Origin of the sequence: Burkholderia sp. AU33545 (genome assembly GCF_020419685.1) — a bacterium.
Lineage (GTDB): Bacteria > Pseudomonadota > Gammaproteobacteria > Burkholderiales > Burkholderiaceae > Burkholderia > Burkholderia diffusa.
The window spans coordinates 816,781-834,339 of the sequence record NZ_JAIZRQ010000001.1 but is presented as its reverse complement, the minus strand read 5'-3'; the positions used below and the strand labels follow the sequence as shown (position 1 = coordinate 834,339).

At 66.1% G+C, this 17,559-nt stretch carries 17 protein-coding genes and 1 pseudogene; 10 read left to right on the top strand and 8 right to left on the bottom strand.

Translation table 11 applies throughout. The annotated features are described in order from the left end of the window. Positions 1-453 precede the first annotated feature (453 nt). Positions 454-1,476, top strand: a complete 1,023-nt coding sequence (locus LGM71_RS03865; RefSeq protein ID WP_124903660.1) for a sensor domain-containing diguanylate cyclase — start codon at positions 454-456, stop codon at positions 1,474-1,476. Between the two features lie 94 nt (positions 1,477-1,570). Here the strand turns inward: LGM71_RS03865 and LGM71_RS03860 are convergent. Beyond that, a pseudogene (locus LGM71_RS03860) lies at positions 1,571-1,762 on the bottom strand (hypothetical protein); the annotation flags it as partial. A gap of 68 nt (positions 1,763-1,830) precedes the next feature. Further along, positions 1,831-2,436 (bottom strand): CDP-alcohol phosphatidyltransferase family protein, encoded by a 606-nt coding sequence (locus tag LGM71_RS03855; protein ID WP_226114052.1) that lies wholly within the window; start codon positions 2,434-2,436, stop codon positions 1,831-1,833. A 138-nt stretch (positions 2,437-2,574) separates the two neighbouring features. Between LGM71_RS03855 and LGM71_RS03850 the strand changes: the two genes are divergently transcribed. The 3 genes from LGM71_RS03850 to LGM71_RS03840 all read left to right on the top strand — a co-directional run bounded on the left by LGM71_RS03850 (position 2,575) and on the right by LGM71_RS03840 (position 4,485). Beyond that, the gene (locus LGM71_RS03850) at positions 2,575-2,784 is read left to right on the top strand and encodes a hypothetical protein (protein ID WP_226114051.1); all 210 of its coding nucleotides are present in this window, start codon (positions 2,575-2,577) and stop codon (positions 2,782-2,784) included. Positions 2,785-2,886: 102 nt separating this feature from the next. Beyond that, on the top strand, positions 2,887-3,519 hold the full coding sequence (locus LGM71_RS03845; protein WP_151052043.1) for a lysophospholipid acyltransferase family protein: 633 nt from the start codon (positions 2,887-2,889) through the stop codon (positions 3,517-3,519). Positions 3,520-3,555: 36 nt separating this feature from the next. Then, positions 3,556-4,485, top strand: a complete 930-nt coding sequence (locus LGM71_RS03840; RefSeq protein WP_124626602.1) for a phosphatidate cytidylyltransferase — start codon at positions 3,556-3,558, stop codon at positions 4,483-4,485. Positions 4,486-4,589: 104 nt separating this feature from the next. Here the strand turns inward: LGM71_RS03840 and LGM71_RS03835 are convergent, their stop codons facing one another. After that, entirely contained in the window at positions 4,590-5,174 is a 585-nt protein-coding gene (locus LGM71_RS03835) for a flavin reductase family protein (RefSeq protein WP_226114050.1), read from the bottom strand. A 434-nt stretch (positions 5,175-5,608) separates the two neighbouring features. On the opposite strand from LGM71_RS03835, the gene LGM71_RS03830 reads away from it, so the two are divergent. Both LGM71_RS03830 and LGM71_RS03825 read left to right on the top strand, forming a co-directional pair. Next, positions 5,609-6,769: a porin gene (locus LGM71_RS03830; protein WP_226114049.1), complete on the top strand. Its 1,161-nt coding sequence runs from the start codon at positions 5,609-5,611 to the stop codon at positions 6,767-6,769. Positions 6,770-7,185: 416 nt separating this feature from the next. Next, positions 7,186-8,400, top strand: coding sequence for a transglycosylase SLT domain-containing protein (locus LGM71_RS03825; RefSeq protein WP_124626606.1), 1,215 nt, complete (start codon positions 7,186-7,188; stop codon positions 8,398-8,400). 21 nt (positions 8,401-8,421) lie between these two features. Here LGM71_RS03825 and LGM71_RS03820 read toward each other — a convergent pair whose 3' ends face one another. Both LGM71_RS03820 and LGM71_RS03815 read right to left on the bottom strand, forming a co-directional pair. Further along, positions 8,422-8,757, bottom strand: a complete 336-nt coding sequence (locus tag LGM71_RS03820) for a hypothetical protein (RefSeq protein ID WP_124626607.1) — start codon at positions 8,755-8,757, stop codon at positions 8,422-8,424. 279 nt (positions 8,758-9,036) lie between these two features. After that, on the bottom strand, positions 9,037-9,795 hold the full coding sequence (locus tag LGM71_RS03815; protein ID WP_226114048.1) for a MipA/OmpV family protein: 759 nt from the start codon (positions 9,793-9,795) through the stop codon (positions 9,037-9,039). Between the two features lie 246 nt (positions 9,796-10,041). On the opposite strand from LGM71_RS03815, the gene LGM71_RS03810 reads away from it, so the two are divergent. After that, positions 10,042-10,767 (top strand): response regulator, encoded by a 726-nt coding sequence (locus LGM71_RS03810; RefSeq protein WP_059606429.1) that lies wholly within the window; start codon positions 10,042-10,044, stop codon positions 10,765-10,767. Then, on the top strand, positions 10,768-12,138 hold the full coding sequence (locus LGM71_RS03805; protein WP_226114047.1) for an ATP-binding protein: 1,371 nt from the start codon (positions 10,768-10,770) through the stop codon (positions 12,136-12,138). Positions 12,139-12,163: 25 nt separating this feature from the next. On the opposite strand, the gene LGM71_RS03800 is transcribed toward LGM71_RS03805, so the two are convergent. The 3 genes from LGM71_RS03800 to LGM71_RS03790 form a co-directional block, all read right to left on the bottom strand. Continuing rightward, a complete protein-coding gene (locus LGM71_RS03800) occupies positions 12,164-12,601 on the bottom strand; it encodes a nuclear transport factor 2 family protein (protein ID WP_059606426.1) in 438 nt (145 codons plus the stop codon). A 91-nt stretch (positions 12,602-12,692) separates the two neighbouring features. Then, a complete protein-coding gene (locus LGM71_RS03795; protein WP_059606595.1) occupies positions 12,693-13,673 on the bottom strand; it encodes an NADPH:quinone oxidoreductase family protein in 981 nt (326 codons plus the stop codon). Positions 13,674-13,799: 126 nt separating this feature from the next. Next, the gene (locus LGM71_RS03790; RefSeq protein WP_226114046.1) at positions 13,800-15,629 is read right to left on the bottom strand and encodes an acyl-CoA dehydrogenase; all 1,830 of its coding nucleotides are present in this window, start codon (positions 15,627-15,629) and stop codon (positions 13,800-13,802) included. Positions 15,630-16,000: 371 nt separating this feature from the next. Here LGM71_RS03790 and LGM71_RS03785 point away from each other — a divergent pair, with 371 nt between their 5' ends. Continuing rightward, positions 16,001-16,258, top strand: coding sequence for an ADP-ribosylglycohydrolase family protein (locus LGM71_RS03785; RefSeq protein ID WP_226114045.1), 258 nt, complete (start codon positions 16,001-16,003; stop codon positions 16,256-16,258). 133 nt (positions 16,259-16,391) lie between these two features. Further along, positions 16,392-17,453 (top strand): RelA/SpoT domain-containing protein, encoded by a 1,062-nt coding sequence (locus tag LGM71_RS03780; RefSeq protein ID WP_226114044.1) that lies wholly within the window; start codon positions 16,392-16,394, stop codon positions 17,451-17,453. Positions 17,454-17,559 lie beyond the last annotated feature (106 nt).

Sequence of the window (17,559 nt, the reverse complement as noted above, 5' to 3'; positions counted from 1 at the left end):
ACGCGCGCAAAGCAGCTATGCCCGTGAGTGCACATCCCCACTGCTTCCCCTCAAAGTCTGGCCTGAATGCATTTATCGAAACAACACGGCGAATCATTTCGCTGCCGACTCGTCGGACAGCGCGCACCTGGCACCGGCGCTCGCACATTCATCACACTATCTCAAAATCAAGACAAAACTCGCCCTGATTCGTGCTGACGAAGCGAAAAACAACTCAATCCGGTCGGAAATGCTGCGCGTCGCGATGGAATGGCAAGAGTTACACCGTTGCTGCCGGCCGGACCGACCGGCATACTGCCGGCGCTGCCGAACCGACGGCCCGGCGCCCCGGGAAACCGGCCGGATGCCGGCGGCGGCCCGTTGCGGGCCGCCCGGAACGCGCTGCCGCGTGAGCGGCGCGTATGCTACCGCAAGCTCGGGCCGCGCGCTGTGCTTTCTTCCTGGAAAACTGACTTGGATCAAATCGTCGACACCGCCACTCCGTCCCCCGACACGCTGCTGCGCATCATCGCCGCGCAAACCGAGATCGCGAAACTCGGCCTCGATCTCGGCAGCGTGATGGCTTACGTGACCGAGCAGGTGCCGCAGCTCACCGGCGCGAGCGGCGCGGCGGTCGAATTCGCCGAAGGCGACGACATGGTGTACCGCGCCGCGTCAGGCTCCGCCGCCGGGATGCTCGGGCTGCGGCTGCGCCGCTCGGGCAGCCTGTCCGGCCTGTGCGTGACGCGCGGCGAACTGCTGCACTGCAAGGATTCGGAATCCGACCCCCGCGTCGACCGCGATGCGTGCCGCCGCGTGGGACTGCGCTCGATGCTGGTGATGCCGCTCACCCATGCGGACACGACGGTCGGCGTGCTGAAGGTGATGTCGCCGGACCTCGACGGTTTTTCGGCCGCCGATGCCGGGACGCTGCGGCTCACGGCCGACCTGATCGCCGCCGCGATGTTCCATGCGGCGCGCAACGAGGCCAACGAGTTGTACCTGCGCGCGACGCACGACGCGCTCACCGGCCTGCCGAACCGCGCGCTGTTCTACGACCGCCTGCGCCAGTCGATGCATACGGCGCTGCGCGCGAACGGCCGGCTCGGCATCCTCAACATCGACATGGACGGGCTCAAGCCGATCAACGACGGCTACGGCCACCGCGCGGGCGACGCCGCGCTGCGTGCGATCGCCACGCGGATGCAGCGCGCCGTGCGGCGCTCGGACACGGTCGCGCGCGTGGGCGGCGACGAGTTCGCGGTGATCCTGCCGGACATCGGCAGCCGCGACGACGTCGATGCGCAACGCGCACGGCTCGCCCGGCAGGTCGGCGAGCCGTTCGAATTCGAGGGGCATCCGCTGCGGCTCGGCGTCAGTGTCGGCGTCGCGATACTGCCTGACGACGGCACCGACATGAACGCGCTGATCGAGCACGCGGACCAGGCGATGTACGCGGTGAAGCGCACGCGGACGCAGCGGGCGGCGCACGCATGACCCGCTTGGCCACCGCGAGCCGCGGCCGTCCGGGCCGGTCACGGATGGCTGACCGACCCGCGCCGGGCGAGCGGCCGTGGCCGCGCGCATCTCATGCGAAGAACGCGAAGTCCGGTAGGTCGAGCTCGTCGATGCGGTGCGCGACGCGCGCAGAATGTTCGTGGCCGTGATGCAGCAGCACGATCGCACCACGGCAGCGCGGACCCGTCGCGGGCCCGTGACGATAGAACGGCGCTTCGCCGTCGCGTGTGATGAAGTCTGCCTCGCGGGCCGCGCTTGCGTTCATGCGGTCTCGCTCGTTTCGTTATTCGAATCATGCGGCGGCGCCCTCCGGCGCCGGTCCCACTACCGCCGTCAGCCGCCTGCTTCGGCGATCCCGGCCCGCACCCGCCGCACCACCGTCACGATCGACAGCACGATCAGCACGCGCCACAGCCACGCGGCGAGGCTGCCGACCGGCAGACCGAAGCCGATCCACAGCGCGAACGCGCCGAGCGCGAGCGCGCGGTCGCTCTTGCCGAACGGGCCGTCGTAGCGGCGCGTCGCGCCGGCGAGCGGGCCGATCAGCCCCGCGCATTCGACGATGACCGCCGTCAGCGCGAACAGCCAGACGTCCGCCGCAGCGAACGCGGGAATCGCGAGAAACGGCAGCACGAGCGCGACGTCGGACACGACGTCGCCGAGCTCGTTCAGGTAAGCGCCGAGCGTGCTCTTCTGCCCGTGCTCGCGGGCGAGCATGCCGTCGATCGCGTTGAGCGCCATCCGCACGAACAGCCAGATCGGGATCAGCAGGAACAGCACGCGGGCGAACACGCCAAGCCCCGCGAGCGCGCCGACGACGATCGAGCCGCCGGCCGCGAACAGCGTGACCTGGTTGGCCGTGACGCCGCGTTCGGCAAGCGAATCCGCGAACGGACGCAGACGATTCTGGAATTTCGGTTTGAGTGCGTAGAGGCTCATCGTTTTATTGGTTCTTTGCGTTCGGACACGTTTGCGGCCCGGCCCCGGGCAGCGCACCCGTCGGCGGCGGCTTTCGACAGGTGGGCGTAATCGTCGCCGAGCGGTCCCCACGCGTCAAGCCGCACCCCGCTCCGTGCCATGCCGGGCAATCTGGCGTTTTCGACGGAAACTCGCGATAATCCGCTGGCCCGCGAGCGCAGCAATTCATTCGAACTGTGGCCGGGCGCGCGTGCAACAGCCGATTATCACGCCGTCGAACGGCGAATTCGCCGCGACGCAACACCCGCCGGTGCATCGTCCGATTATCGCGGCCCTGCAACAGGCAGCCACGAATTTGAAAAAACTTAAACAAGGGCCGACCGGCGCGCATCCTGCCGCACCGGCATTCCGGGATTCCGCCCGCCGCGCATGCGCGGCCGCGCGGGCATGCATGCAGGAGGCGCGGCGCCGATGAACATCCTGAACGTCTGGCAGCGCGATTTCCTGCTGTCGATCGTGCGGCTCGTCGCCGGCGCGTATCCGGTCTGGCATCAGGCGCCGCCTTCCCCGACGCAGAAGATCTACTTCTCGAACCATACGAGCCACATCGACACGCTCGCGATCCTCGCCGCGCTGCCGCGCGACGTGCGCGCGGTCGTGCGGCCCGTCGCCGCGCGCGACTACTGGGACAGCAGCAACGTGAAGCGTCACATCGCGCAGAAGCTGCTGAATGTCGTGCTGATCGACCGTCACCGCGAAAGCGGCGGCGACCCGTTGGACCCGGTGCGCGATGCACTACGGCAAGGCCACTCGATCATCATCTTTCCGGAAGGCACGCGCGGCGCCGAAGTCTTGCCGCAGCCGTTCAAGAGCGGCCTGTTCCATCTCGCGACCGAGTTTGCGGAGGTCGCGCTCGCGCCGGTCTATCTCGAGAACCTGCAGCGCATCATGCCGAAGGGCGCGATCTGGCCCGTGCCGCTGATCTGCAAGGTGCACTTCGGTGCGAACGAGGCGCTCGGCGCCGGCGAAGACAAGCCGACCTTCCTCGCCCGCATGCGCGACGCGATCGTCGCGCTCGCGCCGCCGCAGCGGCCGGCCGGCTGAACGCGGCGCCCCTCTCTCCCTTTTCCGGACCTCTCCATGCGAACTCTCTTCTGGGAACTGGTCGCAGGCGTCACCGGCGTGCTGGTGCTCGCGACCGTGATAGGCGCGATCCTCGGCGCGCGCAGCGGCGGCACCAGCGCGACCATCGTCAACCTGAACCAGCGCATCCGCGCGTGGTGGGCGATGATCGCGATCATGGTCATCGCGATCAGCCTCGGCAACAACGTCACGTATCTGGTGTTCGCGCTGCTGTCGTACCTGACGCTGCGCGAATTCATCACGCTCACGCCGACGACCGCAAGCGACCACACGACGCTCTTCATCGCGTTCTTCATCGCGATTCCGGTGCAGTACCTGCTGCTCGGGATCAACTGGTACGGGATGTATTCGATCTTCGTGCCGGTGCACCTGTTCTTCGCGATGTCGCTGGTGTCGGCACTCACGCAGGACACGCGGGAATTCCTGAGCCGCAACGCGAAGATCAACTGGGCGCTGATGGTGTGCGTGTACGGGTTGAGCCATGCGCCGGCCGTGCTGATCCTCGACATCCCTCGCTACGCCGGGCAGAACGCGCTGCTGCTGTTCTTCTTCCTGTTCGTCGTGCAGATCAGCGACGTGCTGCAATACGTCGTCGGCAAGTTGTTCGGACGCCGCAAGATCGCGCCGCAGCTGTCGCCGTCGAAGACGATCGAGGGCTTCATCGGCGGCGGGCTGCTGGCCACGCTATGCGGCGCGTCGCTGTATCGCGTGACGCCGTTCAGCTTCGGCGCGGCGTTCGGGATCTCCCTCGCGATCGTGATCGCGGGCTTCGTCGGCGGGCTGGTGCTGTCGGCCGTGAAACGCTCGCTCGGCACCAAGGACTGGGGCTCGATGATCGCGGGCCATGGCGGGATGCTCGATCGCGTCGATTCGATCTGCTTCGCCGCGCCGGTGTTCTTCCACCTCGTGCGCTACGCGTACGTGTGATGCGCGGGCGGCGCCACGCCGCCCGGTTCCGATTGCTGCACGCTCGATCTCGCGCACGACGTCGTCGACGCCGCGCTGGACGCGGCCGGCTGCCCGCCCGACGCCTACTCTGCGGCCGGATCGACGTGCAGCGATTCCCCGATCGCATAGAAGTTGCCGCCCGCGATGTAGTGCAGGCTGCGCAGCGCCGGATCGGCCGATTCGAAATACCAGTGGCCGTCGCGAAACACCCGCGTGTCGGACCACGCCGCGACCACTTCCCCGATGAACAGGTCGTAGGTCTGCTGGTTGTGCGGCTCGGGAACCAGCCTGCACGCGAGCCAGCCCGAGCAGCCGGCGACGAACGGCAGGTCGTGGCCTTCGACGTCGAACAGCGTGACGCCCGCCTCGCGCAGCTTGTCCGGCCGCTCCGCGAGACTGTGGCTGCCGACCGCATGCGTAAGCTGCAGTTGCCCGGCCGTCGGCACCTGGATGACGAACGTCCCGCTGCGCTCGACGAGCTCGCGCGTCTTCGCCGACTTGTCGAGCACGACCGTCAGCTTCGGCGGCAGGAAGTCGAGCGCGCAGGCCCATGCGGCGGCCATCACGTTGTCGACGCCGTCATGACGGGCCGACACGAGCACGGTCGGGCCATGGTTGAGAAGACGGTAGGCTTTCTTCAGCTCCACCGGAGCGATGTGAATGTCCATGCGGGTTCCCTGGTGAGCGGCACGACGCGTGCCGGCCGAAGGCCGCATTCTCGCACCCGATGCCAATTGCCGCTGACGGTGAGCGCGCCGCATCACGCTCGCGCGATGCGCGCTATAACACACCCCGGCCCGCATCACGCGATTCAATTCATTAAATAATCAATTGATGAATCGACGACGAATGCGTCGCCATCGAAATTCGACCGAAAATCGTGCGGAATTATCACGAATCCGGCAATGCACCAATCGCCCCATCCTGAAATTCAGATCGATTGATGCACAGTTCTCAATAATGTGAATCTCTCAATGGACCTTGCCGCAGCATGTGCATGTCTGCTTTACGTCACATCGAAGAATTTCATTTTTGCCGTTCGTCGGCGGCTCGGTAGTCTCCTGCCCATCCGGTTCAAGCAAGCCAATCGCAAGGAGATGAAATGAAACGCACGACCCTCTCGCTGATTTCGCTCGCATCGTTCGCGGCGATGCCCGCCGCGCATGCGCAGTCGAGCGTCACGCTGTACGGCGTGATCGACACGTCGATCACGTACGTGAATCACGCGCAGGGTAAGGACAATGCATGGATGCTCGGCAACAGCAGCGCGGGCAATCTTGCCGGCAGCCGCTGGGGCGTGAAGGGCACCGAGGATCTCGGCGGCGGGCTGAAGGCGCTATTCCAGCTCGAGAGCGGCTTCGACCCGAGCAGCGGCCGGCAGGGCCAGGGCGGCCGCCTGTTCGGCCGGCAGGCGTTCGTCGGGCTGTCGAGCGACCGCTACGGCACGCTCACGTTCGGCCGCCAGTACGATCCGCTCGTCGACCTCGTGCAGGGCATCACCGCCGACAACTATCTCGGCAGCGTGTTCGCGACGCCGGGCGACGTCGACAACTACGACAACAGCTTCCGCGTCGACAACGCGGTGAAGTACACGTCGGCCGTGTATTCGGGCCTGCAGTTCTCGGCGATGTACTCGTTCGGAGGCATCGCCGGCAGCACCGGCGCCGCGCAGTCGTATTCGGCTGCCGTGTCGTACAACAATGGCCCGTTCAGCGTCGCGGGCGGCTACTTCCACGCGACCAACAGCCCCGCGTCGAACGGGCTGCGCAACGGCTGGACCAGCTCGTCGGACGGCACCTTCGACGGCCCGATCAACACCGGCTATGCGAGCGCGCACTCGATCGGCATCGCCCGCATCGCGGGCCAGTACGTCGCCGGCCCGTTCACGTTCGGCCTCGGCTACAGCAACGCGCAGTACCGCCGCGACGCGAGCTCGGTGTTCAACTCGAACGAGCACTACAACACCGGCCAGGGCTTCGTGAACTACCAGGCGACCAATGCGCTGCTCGTCGGCGTCGGCTACAGCTATACGCGCTCGGGCGGCGATACGTCGGCGACCTATCACCAGGTGTCGGCCGGCGCGGACTACAACCTGTCGAAGCGCACGGACGTGTACCTGACCGCCGCGTACCAGCACGCGAGCGGCCAGACGGGCGACGGCAACGGCGGGGCGATGGCCGCGCAGGCGTCGATCGGTTCGTACGGCTATGCGGGCACCAGCTCGCAGACGATGGTCAACCTGGGCCTGCGTCACCGCTTCTGATCGACGATGGCCGGTTGCGCGGCATCGCGTGGCCGGTCGATCGGTACCGAATCGGGGATCGAGAAATCACCGACACGGCGGCTGCGGCCGCCGTCGTCGCTTCTACGGCCCGCGCAGCGCCGGATGCGCCTCTCGTCTCCGCTTCGCTGCGCCATTCACTGCCGCCTCCGCGGCGCATCTGACGCGTGGCGTCAGTATTGCGACTGCGCGCGCCTGCCGGCATGCGCACGATTGCAGTCTTTTTTACCGATTCCGTCCTGCCGCGCGTCGATACCGGCGCCAACGAAAATGCGCGACACATGCGCCGGCAAATGCAAAGGAAAGTTTGACGCGAGCCATTTGACTGCGCGCTATGGCACACTTCGCGTCTGCGTAATTTCCTTGCACCGGGCGGCCGGATTCCGCCCCATCCTGCCATGCCGCGTCAGACTGCCCGTTCGATCAGCCACGCCACGCCGAAGATCGCCGCGACGATCGCGCTGTCGTGCGCGCTGCACGGATTCGCGCGTGCCGACTGCCTCGACGACGCGGCCACGTTCCAGAAGGTGAGCGTGAGCCTGCTGCGCGGCATCGCGCAGGTCGAATCGGGAATGAACCCGAATGCCGTCAACACCAACACGAACGGCACCGTCGACATCGGGCTGATGCAGATCAACAGCACGTGGCTGCCGACGCTCGCGCGCGAAGGCATCTCGCGGGAAAGCCTGTTCGATGCGTGCACCAACGCGTACGTCGGCGCGTGGATCCTGTCGCAGAACATCCGACAGCTCGGCGCCAACTGGAACGCGATCGGCGCGTACAACTCCGCGTCGCCCGACAAGCGCCTCGCGTATGCCCGCAAGGTCTATGATGCAATCCGGACCATGCCGGATTCGCCGGATACTCCCATGCCCATCCTGCCACCCTCTTTCACGCCGCCGCAGCAGGTGCAGGCGTACAACCCGTTCGCGAGCCTGAGCGTGTCGGCACCGCCGGTCGCGCGTGCCCGCACGCTCGCGCCGGCCGCCCCGCCGCCGCAGCCGCAAGGCGGGCCCGCCGGCCCGGCCGGCACGTACAACTTCGGCTGGACGGTCACGGGTGCCGACCAGGCCAAGCCGACCCAGGTGTTCGACGACGGCGCGCGAATCTACGTGCAGTTCAGCGACATGAAGCACGTGCCGGCGATCTTCACCGAGACGTCGTCGGGCCGCGTGCTGATGTCGTGGGAGCTGCAGTTCCCGTATGCCGTTCTGACGCGTCCCGCGCAAACGTTAATCTTCCAGCTCGGGCCGTTCGAGGCGCGCGCGCAGCGCGGTGCGGCAGGGGCGACTGCGCAGGCAGGGGCTGGGGCGGGAGCGGCAGCGGGAACGCCGCGTTCAGGCGCGACGGCGGCAACGGCTGCCGCGGCACCGACCGTGAAGCACACTGCCAATGCGCTCTGGTATATCGATACGGCGTCGACGTCAGGATCGGCGGCGACCTCGAGTACGGCAAATACCTCGACGGCATCGACCACGTCGCAGACGCCCGCGACGTGGCCCACCGCCGTGACGTCGAACACGCCGCCCCCCGTCGCGACACCTCAGGCGCCGGCCGCGACGAAGCCGGCTGCACGCGTCAGCACCGACGCGCTCTGGTATATCTCGAAGTAACGCACGCACCGCCCAGCCGCATCACCCGCGCCGCACCCAGATCACCTTGCCGTCGCGAATGCCAAGGTCGCGGCGCTCCGGGCGATAGTCCATCGTGCCTGGCAACGACTGGCCGTCGCGCTCGAGCACGCGCCACAGGCAGCCGTCGAGCAGTGCGGCCGCCTCGCCCTCCGTCTTGCCGATCAGCGCATCGTCCGGCGCGGCGTCCGCCTTGCATGCGTTCACGGCGCCCGACGGAGCCGGGTTCGTCACTGCGCCGCCGGCGGTGGCGTTGCGGTGTTTCGTGTTCATGTCCGCACATCCTGCGAAGGTTGCGCTCGCAACGAGTGCCACGAGCATCGCGATCGTTCTCTTCATCGGTATCTCCCTGTCGCGGCCCGGCGATTCACGTGCGGCATGCGTGCAAGGCCGGGTATCGCTTGCGTGATCGGCGCCGCGCGCCGCCGGCCCTATCCTGACGGATGGCGGCCGGCGAATGGCGGCGATGGACGACGCGGTCGAGCCGTTCAGGCGCACCGGCGTCGCAGGCCCGGCGCGACGCCTGACCCGCCCGCATGTTACCGCACGCGGTTCGCGGCGTCGGCCGTTCAGGCGCACCGGCGCGTCATGTCCGGCACGCGCGCGCCGGCCACCCGTTCAAAACCTGTAGGTCGCGCCGGCCATCCCGTAGTAGTTGCTGCGCGACTGGACGATCGGGCTGTCGCCATAGCGCCCGAGCAGGCGCGTCACGCCGCCCGTCGCGAGGACCGACCAGTGCCGCGACAGGCTCCAGTGCCACGCGACCGACATCGTCGCGCTGTCGATCCCGCCGCTCGTCGAATATGGCCGGAAGCGGCTCGCCATCGACTGCGCGTCGGTCACGCCGTAGAACGTCTGTGTGTAGCGTCCGGTCCCGGCATGCACGCTGCCCGTCACGACGATCTCGTGCCGCGCGGTCTTGAACACCGGCACCGCGAGGTCGACATGCCCCGACACGCCGCGCGACGTATGCGTCACCGGGGTGTCGACCGACACGCTCAGCTCCGCCGCATCGAACAGCGTCAGCCCTGCCCGCACACCGACGAGCACCGAGCCGGGAATCCGGCCCATCCCCTTCAGGTAGTCCGAACCGGGCAGGTCGAAGCGGTTCTCGTCCGCGCGGCCCGCGTCATAGCTCACCGCCGCCGACACGAACGCGCCGTGCGGGAGGTCCAGCCGATAGCCGGCGCCCGCGGTGCTGTCGATGAAGAAGCCGTTGCCGAACTTCGCGGAAAACCCCGGCGCGACGACGCCGCGATACTGGTTGCTCCCCTGGTAGCGCGGCGCGAACCCGCCACCGAGCGAAAGCGAATACTGGTTTTCCGCATGGGCGGCGGCGGCAAGGGTCAGGCCGGCAGTCAGGCCGGCAAGCGGCACGCAATAACGGGAGCGGCGAAGGGTTGGGCGCACAATATTGAAATAAGAGTGACGGAGCCCGAAGTCTAGGTGCCGCCGTGCGCCGGGACTGTCCGGAATCTGCGGGGAATCTGTGCTCAATTGTGTTCGATTGTTCGCGATTGTCGCCTTGCTGCCCAGGCCGCCGGAACGCCGGATAGAATTCGCGTGCCGCGCCGCGCGCCCGCCTGCCGGGATGCGGGACGACGCGCGCGCATCGAGGAGACCATGTACGACAATCCGCTCAAATACCGTGTACTGCTGATCGAGGACGACGACCGCCTCGCGCAGCTCGTGCGCGAATACCTCGACAACTACGAATTCGCGGTGACGGTCGTGCGACGCGGCGACCTGGCGGTCGCGGCGGTGCGCGAACACCAGCCCGCGCTCGTGATCCTCGACCTGATGCTGCCGAACCTCGACGGGATGGAAGTGTGCCGGCGCATTCGCGCGTTCACCAACGTCCCGGTGCTGATTCTCACCGCGCGCGCGGACGTCTACGATCAGGTCGCGGGCCTCGAAACCGGCGCCGACGACTACGTGACGAAGCCGATCGAGCCGCGGGTGCTGGTGGCGCGCGCCCGCGCGCTGCTGCGCCGCGCGCAGCCGGCCGCGACGGATAGGCCCGCCGCCGCGCCCGAAGCGCTGGTATTCGGAGAACTGACGATCTCGCCGCCGAACCGCACCGTCACATGGCGCGGCGATCCTGTCGACCTGAAGACGGCCGAGTTCAACCTGCTGCTGATCCTCGCGCGCGCGGCCGGCACCGTGCTGAGCCGCGACGACATCCTGAAGCAGTTGCGTGGGATCGAGTTCGACGGGCTCGACCGCTCGGTCGATTCCGGCATCTCGAAGCTGCGCCGGCGCTTCGAGGATGCGTCGTCGGAGCCGCACAAGATCAAGACGATCTGGGGCCGCGGCTACCTGTTCAGCCCTTCCGCGTGGGACGAATAAATGCTGCGCCCGTTGATCAGGCTGTACTTCATCGTGATCCTGTGCGTCGCCGGATCGATCGCTTTCATCCAGTTCTCGTTCGACCGGATCTTCTATGATCGCGTCGCGCAGGCGCAGCGCGATTCGCTGACGACCTACGCGTTCGTGCTGAACGATTATCTGGAGCGTCATCCGGGCGCGCAGCGCATGCTCGCGCTGCGCGAACTCGCGAAGCACGGCAACGAAGGATTCGGCTTCATGACGATGGCCGACGCCCGCGCGCAGTTGAGCGGCACACCGCTGCGCGATCTCGACGCGGGCCGGATCGCGATCAGCTACGACGCCAAGGATTACTACATGCCGCTCGCGGACGGGTCCGTGCTGCATGCGCGCCCGACCGAGGCGGCCGATCTCGACATCAAGATCTACGCGTACCTGCTGCTCGCGCTCGCCGCGCTGTTGGCCGTGGTGCTGTGGATCTCGTATCACTGGCGCGACCTGCGCAAGCTGCAGGCCGCCGCGCACGCGTTCGGTGCGGGCAAGCTGTCGACGCGCGTGAAGCTGTCCGGGCGATCGAACATCTACGAGCTGTCGCAGCAGTTCAACGACATGGCCGAGCGGATCGAGGCGTCGATCAAGCAGCAGCGCGAAATGATGCATGGCATCTCGCATGAGCTGAAGACGCCGCTCGCGCGCCTCGAATTCGGGCTCGCGCTGCTCGCCGAATCCGACGAGAGCGGGCGGATGCGCGAACGCCGCGACGAACTTCGACGCGACGTGCGCGAACTCGACGGTCTCGTGACCGAGCTGCTGACGATCGGGCGGCTCGAACAAGGCGCAAGCGAGCTCGCGCCGATGGACGTCGTCGTCGATGCGCTGATCGACAGCGTGGCCGGCAACGTCGCGAACGACGTCGCCGACCGCGGCCTCACGCTCGGCGTGTCGACGAGCGGCGCCCCTGCCTCGCACGTGTGCGATCCGAAGCTCGTCGCACGCGCGCTGCTGAACCTGATCCGCAACGGCGCGCGTTATGCGTCGCGCACCGTCCTGCTGTCCGCGACGCACGATGCGTCCGGCGCGCTGGTGCTGAGCGTCGACGACGATGGTCCCGGCATTCCGGTCGCCGAACGCGCGCGCGTGTTCGAACCGTTCCAGCGGCTCGACTCGAGCCGCGACCGGCAGACCGGCGGATTCGGGCTCGGGCTCGCGATCGTGCGACGCGTCGCGCTCGTGCACGGCGGCGACGTGCGGCTCGAGGATTCGCCGCTCGGCGGCGCACGCTTCGTGATTACTCTGCCGCCGCGGGCGTTGCCGGACTTCCTCGGCGACGCACCGGAGAATACGGCACGTGGCCGGGCCGGCCACGCATCGTCCATATCACTGCGTAAATGAATGCAAGCGGGGCGTCGCCGCCCCCTCACCCGCCGCTCCTGAACGCCGGCAGCTGCTGCCCGAGCCGTGCGCCCATCTCCGCGCCGAGCGCCTGCAGCGCGTTGAACGGACGGATCATCACCTCGAATTCGACGATCCGTCCGTCGGCGTCGAAGCGGATCATGTCGATCCCCTTCAGCCGCTTGTCGCCGACCGTCGCACTGAATTCCAGCACGACGCTCGTGCCGTCGTCGTCGGCGAACGCGCGGTGATATTCGAAGTTCTCGAGGATCGTGAGCACCGTGCGCAGCGCGAGCAACAGTGCGGGCGCCGGCCCGTACGGCTTGAACGCCATCGGCGAACGGAACACGGCATCCGGATGGACGATCGTGTCGAGCGCGCTGAAATCCTTGCGCGCGAGCATCGCGTGCCACGCAGCAAGCGAGGCCGCGACGGCAGGCTGCAGATTCGACAGGGATTGCATGGTCAGCGACTCCGGTAGAGTTACACGAAAGAACCTCGATCGAAGGCGACGCCCGGGCGGGCCGCCGCCGCGTGAACCGGCACCGGCGTGATCACGCGTCCGGCAGGATCACGACCTTGCCCTTGACCTGCCGGTTCGCCATGCGCGCAATGGCGTCGGCCGCACCCGCGAGCGGCACGCGCTCGGTGATCGCGGGCCGCACCTTGCCGGCCGCGAACCATTGCGCGAGCTGGCGCATGTTCGCCGCATGCTGCGCCGGGTCGCGCCGCACCGCATCGCCCCAGAACACGCCCAGAATGTCGCGCTCCTTGAGCAGTGCAAGGTTCAGCGCGATCTTCGGAATTTCGCCGGCTGCGAAACCGACCACGAGGAACCGGCCGCGCCACGCGGTCGCGCGCAGCGCGGCCTCGCTGTACGCGCCGCCGACCGGATCGTAGACGACGTCCGCGCCGCGTCCGCCGGTCAGTTCGTCGACGCGGCGCCGCAGGTCCTCGGTCGCATAGTCGATCGTGTCGTCGGCGCCGGCTTCGCGGCATAGCGCCAGTTTGTCCGCGCTCGACGCGGCCGCGATCACGCGCGCGCCCAGCGCCTTCGCGATCTCGATCGCGGCGAGCCCGACACCGCCGCCCGCGCCCAGCACCAGCAGCGTCTCGCCCTGCTGCAGGCGCGCGCGCTGCTGCAGCGCATGCAGCGACGTGCCATACGCCAGCACGAGCGCCGCGCCCTGCTCGAACGTCATCCCCGGCGGCAGCGCCGCGATCTGGTGCACGTCGGCCACGCACTGCGCGGCGAAGCCGCCGTGGCCGGTGAACGCGACCACCTCGTCGCCCGGCCGCCAGGCGCTCACGCCGTCGCCGACCGCGTCGATCACGCCGGCGAATTCGGCGCCGGGCGAGAACGGCAATGCCGGCTTCACCTGATACAGCCCCTGGACGATCAGCGCATCGGGGAAATTGAGCGACGCCGCCTTCACGCGAATCCGCACCTGACCAGCGGCCGGTTCAGGAATCGCGACGTCCTCGATACGCAAGCGGTCGATCGGGCCGAATGCGGTACACAACAGCGCTTTCATGCTCTCCATTCTCCTTGCGCGACATCGCCGCGCATCGATACGGCAGCGGGACGCGCCCGCGCGACCGGCGCGCGGCGCAGGCCAGACGGCCCGCACCGCGGCACCTTCATCCGTGCGGCGCGACGCTCAGAACCACGCGTCGCGCATGTCGAGCGTCGTCGTATCGACGCTCGCCAGCAGGTCGAGCTGCGCATCCACCTTCGGCAGTTCCCAGCGAAAGAAGTATCGCGCGGCGGCTCGCTTGCCGTCGTGAAAATCGTCATCGCGTCCGCGCGCGGCGAGCGTCACGTCGAGCCACAGCCACGCGACAACCAGATGACCGAACGCCTCCAGATAGACGCTCGCATTCGCGAGCCGCACCTGCGGATCGCCGAGCGCGGCCAATGCGCGCGTGACGTCGACGAGCCGTGCCCAGCGCGGCGCCAGCGCATCGGCATGCACGCGCGTATCGCCATCCGCCGCCCGCGCGCGTTCGAGCGTCGTTTCGATACGTGCATCGAGCGTACGCAGCAGCGCGCCGTCGTCCTGACCGACCTTGCGGCCCAGCAGGTCGAGCGCCTGGATGCCGTGCGTGCCTTCATGGATCGGGTTCAGGCGGTTGTCGCGATAGAACCGCTCGACCGGATAGTCGCGCGTATAGCCATATCCGCCGTGCACCTGGATCGCGAGATCGTTGGCCGCGAGACACCACTGCGACGGCCAGCTTTTCGCGATCGGCGTCAGGATGTCGAGCAGGCGCGCGGCCTCGGCGCGCACCGCCGCATCGCCGTGCGCGCGCGCTTCGTCGACGAGCCGCGCGCAGTACAGGATCAGCGCGAGCCCGCCTTCGACGTACGCCTTCTGCGCGAGCAGCATGCGCCGCACGTCCGGGTGCGCGACGATCGGCGTCTGCGGCGCCGCCGCGTCCTTGCCGGCCGGTCCCAGCGGACGCCCCTGCGGCCGGTTGCGCGCATAGTCGAGCGCATGCAGGTAACCGGTGTAGCCGAGCGCCACCGCACCCGCGCCGACACCGATGCGCGCCTCGTTCATCATGTGGAACATGTAAGCGAGGCCGTGATTGGGCTCGCCGACCAGATAGCCGATCGCACCGGCGCGCCCCTGCGGACGATGGCGCGTGCCTTCGCCGAAGTTCAGCAGGCAGTTGGTCGTACCGCGATAGCCCATCTTGTGATTCAGGCCCGCAAGCACCACGTCGTTGTGCTCGCCTTGAGCGGCGCCGTCCTCGGCCGGCAGATACCTGGGGACGATGAACAGCGAGATGCCGCGCGTGCCGGGCAGCAGCCGCCCTTGTTCGTCGGGAATCTTCGCGAGCACGAGGTGAACGATGTTCTCCGCCAGTTCGTGCTCGCCACCCGAAATCCACATCTTGTTGCCGGTGATCCGGTAGCGCGGGCCGAGCGGCGACGCACGCTCGAAGTCGGCACGCGTGACGATGTCCGACAGCGACGAACCGGCCTGCGGCTCGGACAGGCACATCGTGCCGAAGAAGCGCCCTTCCAGCTCGGGACGCGCGAACGCGTCGATCTGCGCGGGGCTGCCGTGCGCGAGCAGCAGGTTCGCGTTCGCGACGGTGAGGAACGGATACGCGGCGGTCGCGATGTTCGCGGCCTGGAAGAACAGGAACGATGCGGCTTCGATGAGTTTCGGCAGCCGCATCCCGCCGAATGCTTCGTCCTGGCCCGCGGCGATCAGGCCGGCGGCGGCGAAGGCCCGCACCGCCGGCTCGACCTCGGGAATCAGCGTCACGCGCTCGCCGTCGAACCGCGGCTCCTCGCGGTCGCCGCGCGCCGCATGCGGCGCGAACAGGTCCACCGCGATCCGCTCGCTGGTGTCGAGCACCGCATCGAACGTCTCGCGGCTGTGCTCCGCATAGCGCGGCAGCGCGGCGAGCGCATTCGCATCGAGCCAGTCGTACAGCAGAAACGCGAGATCGCGTCGCGACATCAGCAGGCTCATCGCGACGCCCTCCATGCGGCCCGCTTGCCCGGCTCGGTCCGCGGGTGCTCGATCGATGCATGCTCCATCACGTCTGTCTCCTGTCGGGCGACGCGCAGGCGCGCCCGTTGGCGCCGGTTGCCGGAACCGGATGATTAGGTCGGTGACTGCAAATGCTGGCGGGAATTTAGCACGGTCGTTCTAAAACGACAATGGCGAGTCACCCCGACGGCGAACCGAGCGATGGCGGCGTGCGAAGGTCGGTCGATGCGGGGCTGTCTCGGCAATTGATCCTTCGAAGCGCAACGCTTTTGCAGCCTTCCAATTGCTTGCCGAATCCGGATTCGGCCTCGGGAAAGACAGGAAAGTGCCCGCTGGTATGCAGTCGTCGCTTGCCGTTCAGCGTTTCGGACGGTGTCCACATAATTCACCTCGATACGATCTTTTCAGCCCGGACGGCGATGAAGGGGCAATCGTTCGAAGATGTCGCCCAAACTGCGATCCAGTTCGGGAACGATACCGACACGACAGCAGTGGTCGCGTGTGGTTTGGCTGGTATCAAATTCGGCATCGAACGAATCCCGCCCCGATGGCTGGCGCAGTTGCGTGGATTCGAGATCGTAGAACCGCTGATTGTTAGGCTTTTGTGAGGCATTGCAATGCACGATCAATCTTTTCTATGCCGACTATCTATTCTCTTGTAACTGTTCCTGTCACAATGACGAAACGTCGCCGGGTGGCGGCAATAAATTGCGAACTATTCAAGAAAGTTGCGGGGTATGAATGGCTGACGAAGTGATGACATTTCCGGGTGGTTCTCGAAAGCGAGTTAATCGGGCGGGAAACAACGTGCGAGACGGTGTGGCTACGTCGGAGGATTTGGATGTCATTGAGGAGTGGCGCGCTGCCCATCGTGGGGTACTGAATACATTTCAGGCTATTTTGAGAACCCGTACCAAGGGTACGAATGTAACCGTAGCGCAGCGGCACAAAAGGAAGAATACTATTTTTGGGAAGTTGGCACGTTTGCCTGATATGCAATTGGGTAGGATGGACGACGTCGCAGGGTGTAGGCTGATATTCAAAAATGCAAATGATCTTCGTAAATTTAGAGTCAAGTTTCATGATGCTAGGTTTAATCATAGGCTAAGGAATGATCCTGAAAAATATAATTACATTTCTCGCCCAAAATCTACTGGTTATAGAGGGATTCATGATATATATGAATATAATGTGAATTCTGAAAGTGGTAGGCATTTGACTGGTCTCTACATCGAGATTCAGTATCGCACTCTTGTGCAGCACGCATGGGCTACTGCTGTGGAGGTCATTGGATTCGTTACAGAGAGTCAGCCAAAATTTCAGCAGGGGGATAAGAGGTATGAGCATGCAATGTGCCTTGCTAGTGAAATTTTGGCGAGGGCGCATGAGGGGATGACGGGGGTGTTTCCCGATAAAACGGATCGCGAAGTGCTCGAAGAGTTTTTGTCGGCGGAGAACGAAATCGGCCTGTTGCAGACGTTGAGGGGATTGAATCAGGCGAGAAGTGAAATTTCGGGGAAGAAGAATGCGATTCTTATTTTCTCTGGTGAGGGAGATTTGGAGGTTCTGAGTTATCGTGATGCCCCAGATGCGCTTCGCGCATTATTTGAATTGGAAAAAAAGATGCCAAATGCGGATATTGTCCTTGTGAGGGCTGATTCGGGTAAGGAGGTTCGCTTGGCCTTTAGGAATTATTTTACTGATGCTAGAGAGTTCATTAAATTGATCGACGCTGCATGTGCGAAGCTGAGTGGGCATACGGTACCAAAACGCCCGCGCAGAGCAATGAAGGCGGCAGTGTAGTCCGACTGGGTGATCACTTTTGCAGGCAACAGGCCCTCACGTTACTGTCTAGCGGATCGGGGGGGACGTGACTTGATGAGCGGGATCTCCAGCCGAATGGGTCGAG

Excerpts from the sequence above, each read along its gene's own strand:
- LGM71_RS03855 (WP_226114052.1), bottom strand. The coding sequence starts at position 2,436 with ATGAGCCTCTACGCACTCAAACCGAAATTCCAGAATCGTCTGCGTCCG.
- LGM71_RS03850 (WP_226114051.1), top strand. The coding sequence starts at position 2,575 with ATGCCGGGCAATCTGGCGTTTTCGACGGAAACTCGCGATAATCCGCTG.
- LGM71_RS03845 (WP_151052043.1), top strand. The coding sequence starts at position 2,887 with ATGAACATCCTGAACGTCTGGCAGCGCGATTTCCTGCTGTCGATCGTG.
- LGM71_RS03840 (WP_124626602.1), top strand. The coding sequence starts at position 3,556 with ATGCGAACTCTCTTCTGGGAACTGGTCGCAGGCGTCACCGGCGTGCTG.
- LGM71_RS03835 (WP_226114050.1), bottom strand. The coding sequence starts at position 5,174 with ATGGACATTCACATCGCTCCGGTGGAGCTGAAGAAAGCCTACCGTCTT.
- LGM71_RS03830 (WP_226114049.1), top strand. The coding sequence starts at position 5,609 with ATGAAACGCACGACCCTCTCGCTGATTTCGCTCGCATCGTTCGCGGCG.
- LGM71_RS03825 (WP_124626606.1), top strand. The coding sequence starts at position 7,186 with ATGCCGCGTCAGACTGCCCGTTCGATCAGCCACGCCACGCCGAAGATC.
- LGM71_RS03820 (WP_124626607.1), bottom strand. The coding sequence starts at position 8,757 with ATGAAGAGAACGATCGCGATGCTCGTGGCACTCGTTGCGAGCGCAACC.
- LGM71_RS03810 (WP_059606429.1), top strand. The coding sequence starts at position 10,042 with ATGTACGACAATCCGCTCAAATACCGTGTACTGCTGATCGAGGACGAC.
- LGM71_RS03805 (WP_226114047.1), top strand. The coding sequence starts at position 10,768 with ATGCTGCGCCCGTTGATCAGGCTGTACTTCATCGTGATCCTGTGCGTC.
- LGM71_RS03800 (WP_059606426.1), bottom strand. The coding sequence starts at position 12,601 with ATGCAATCCCTGTCGAATCTGCAGCCTGCCGTCGCGGCCTCGCTTGCT.
- LGM71_RS03795 (WP_059606595.1), bottom strand. The coding sequence starts at position 13,673 with ATGAAAGCGCTGTTGTGTACCGCATTCGGCCCGATCGACCGCTTGCGT.
- LGM71_RS03790 (WP_226114046.1), bottom strand. The coding sequence starts at position 15,629 with ATGAGCCTGCTGATGTCGCGACGCGATCTCGCGTTTCTGCTGTACGAC.
- LGM71_RS03780 (WP_226114044.1), top strand. The coding sequence starts at position 16,392 with ATGGCTGACGAAGTGATGACATTTCCGGGTGGTTCTCGAAAGCGAGTT.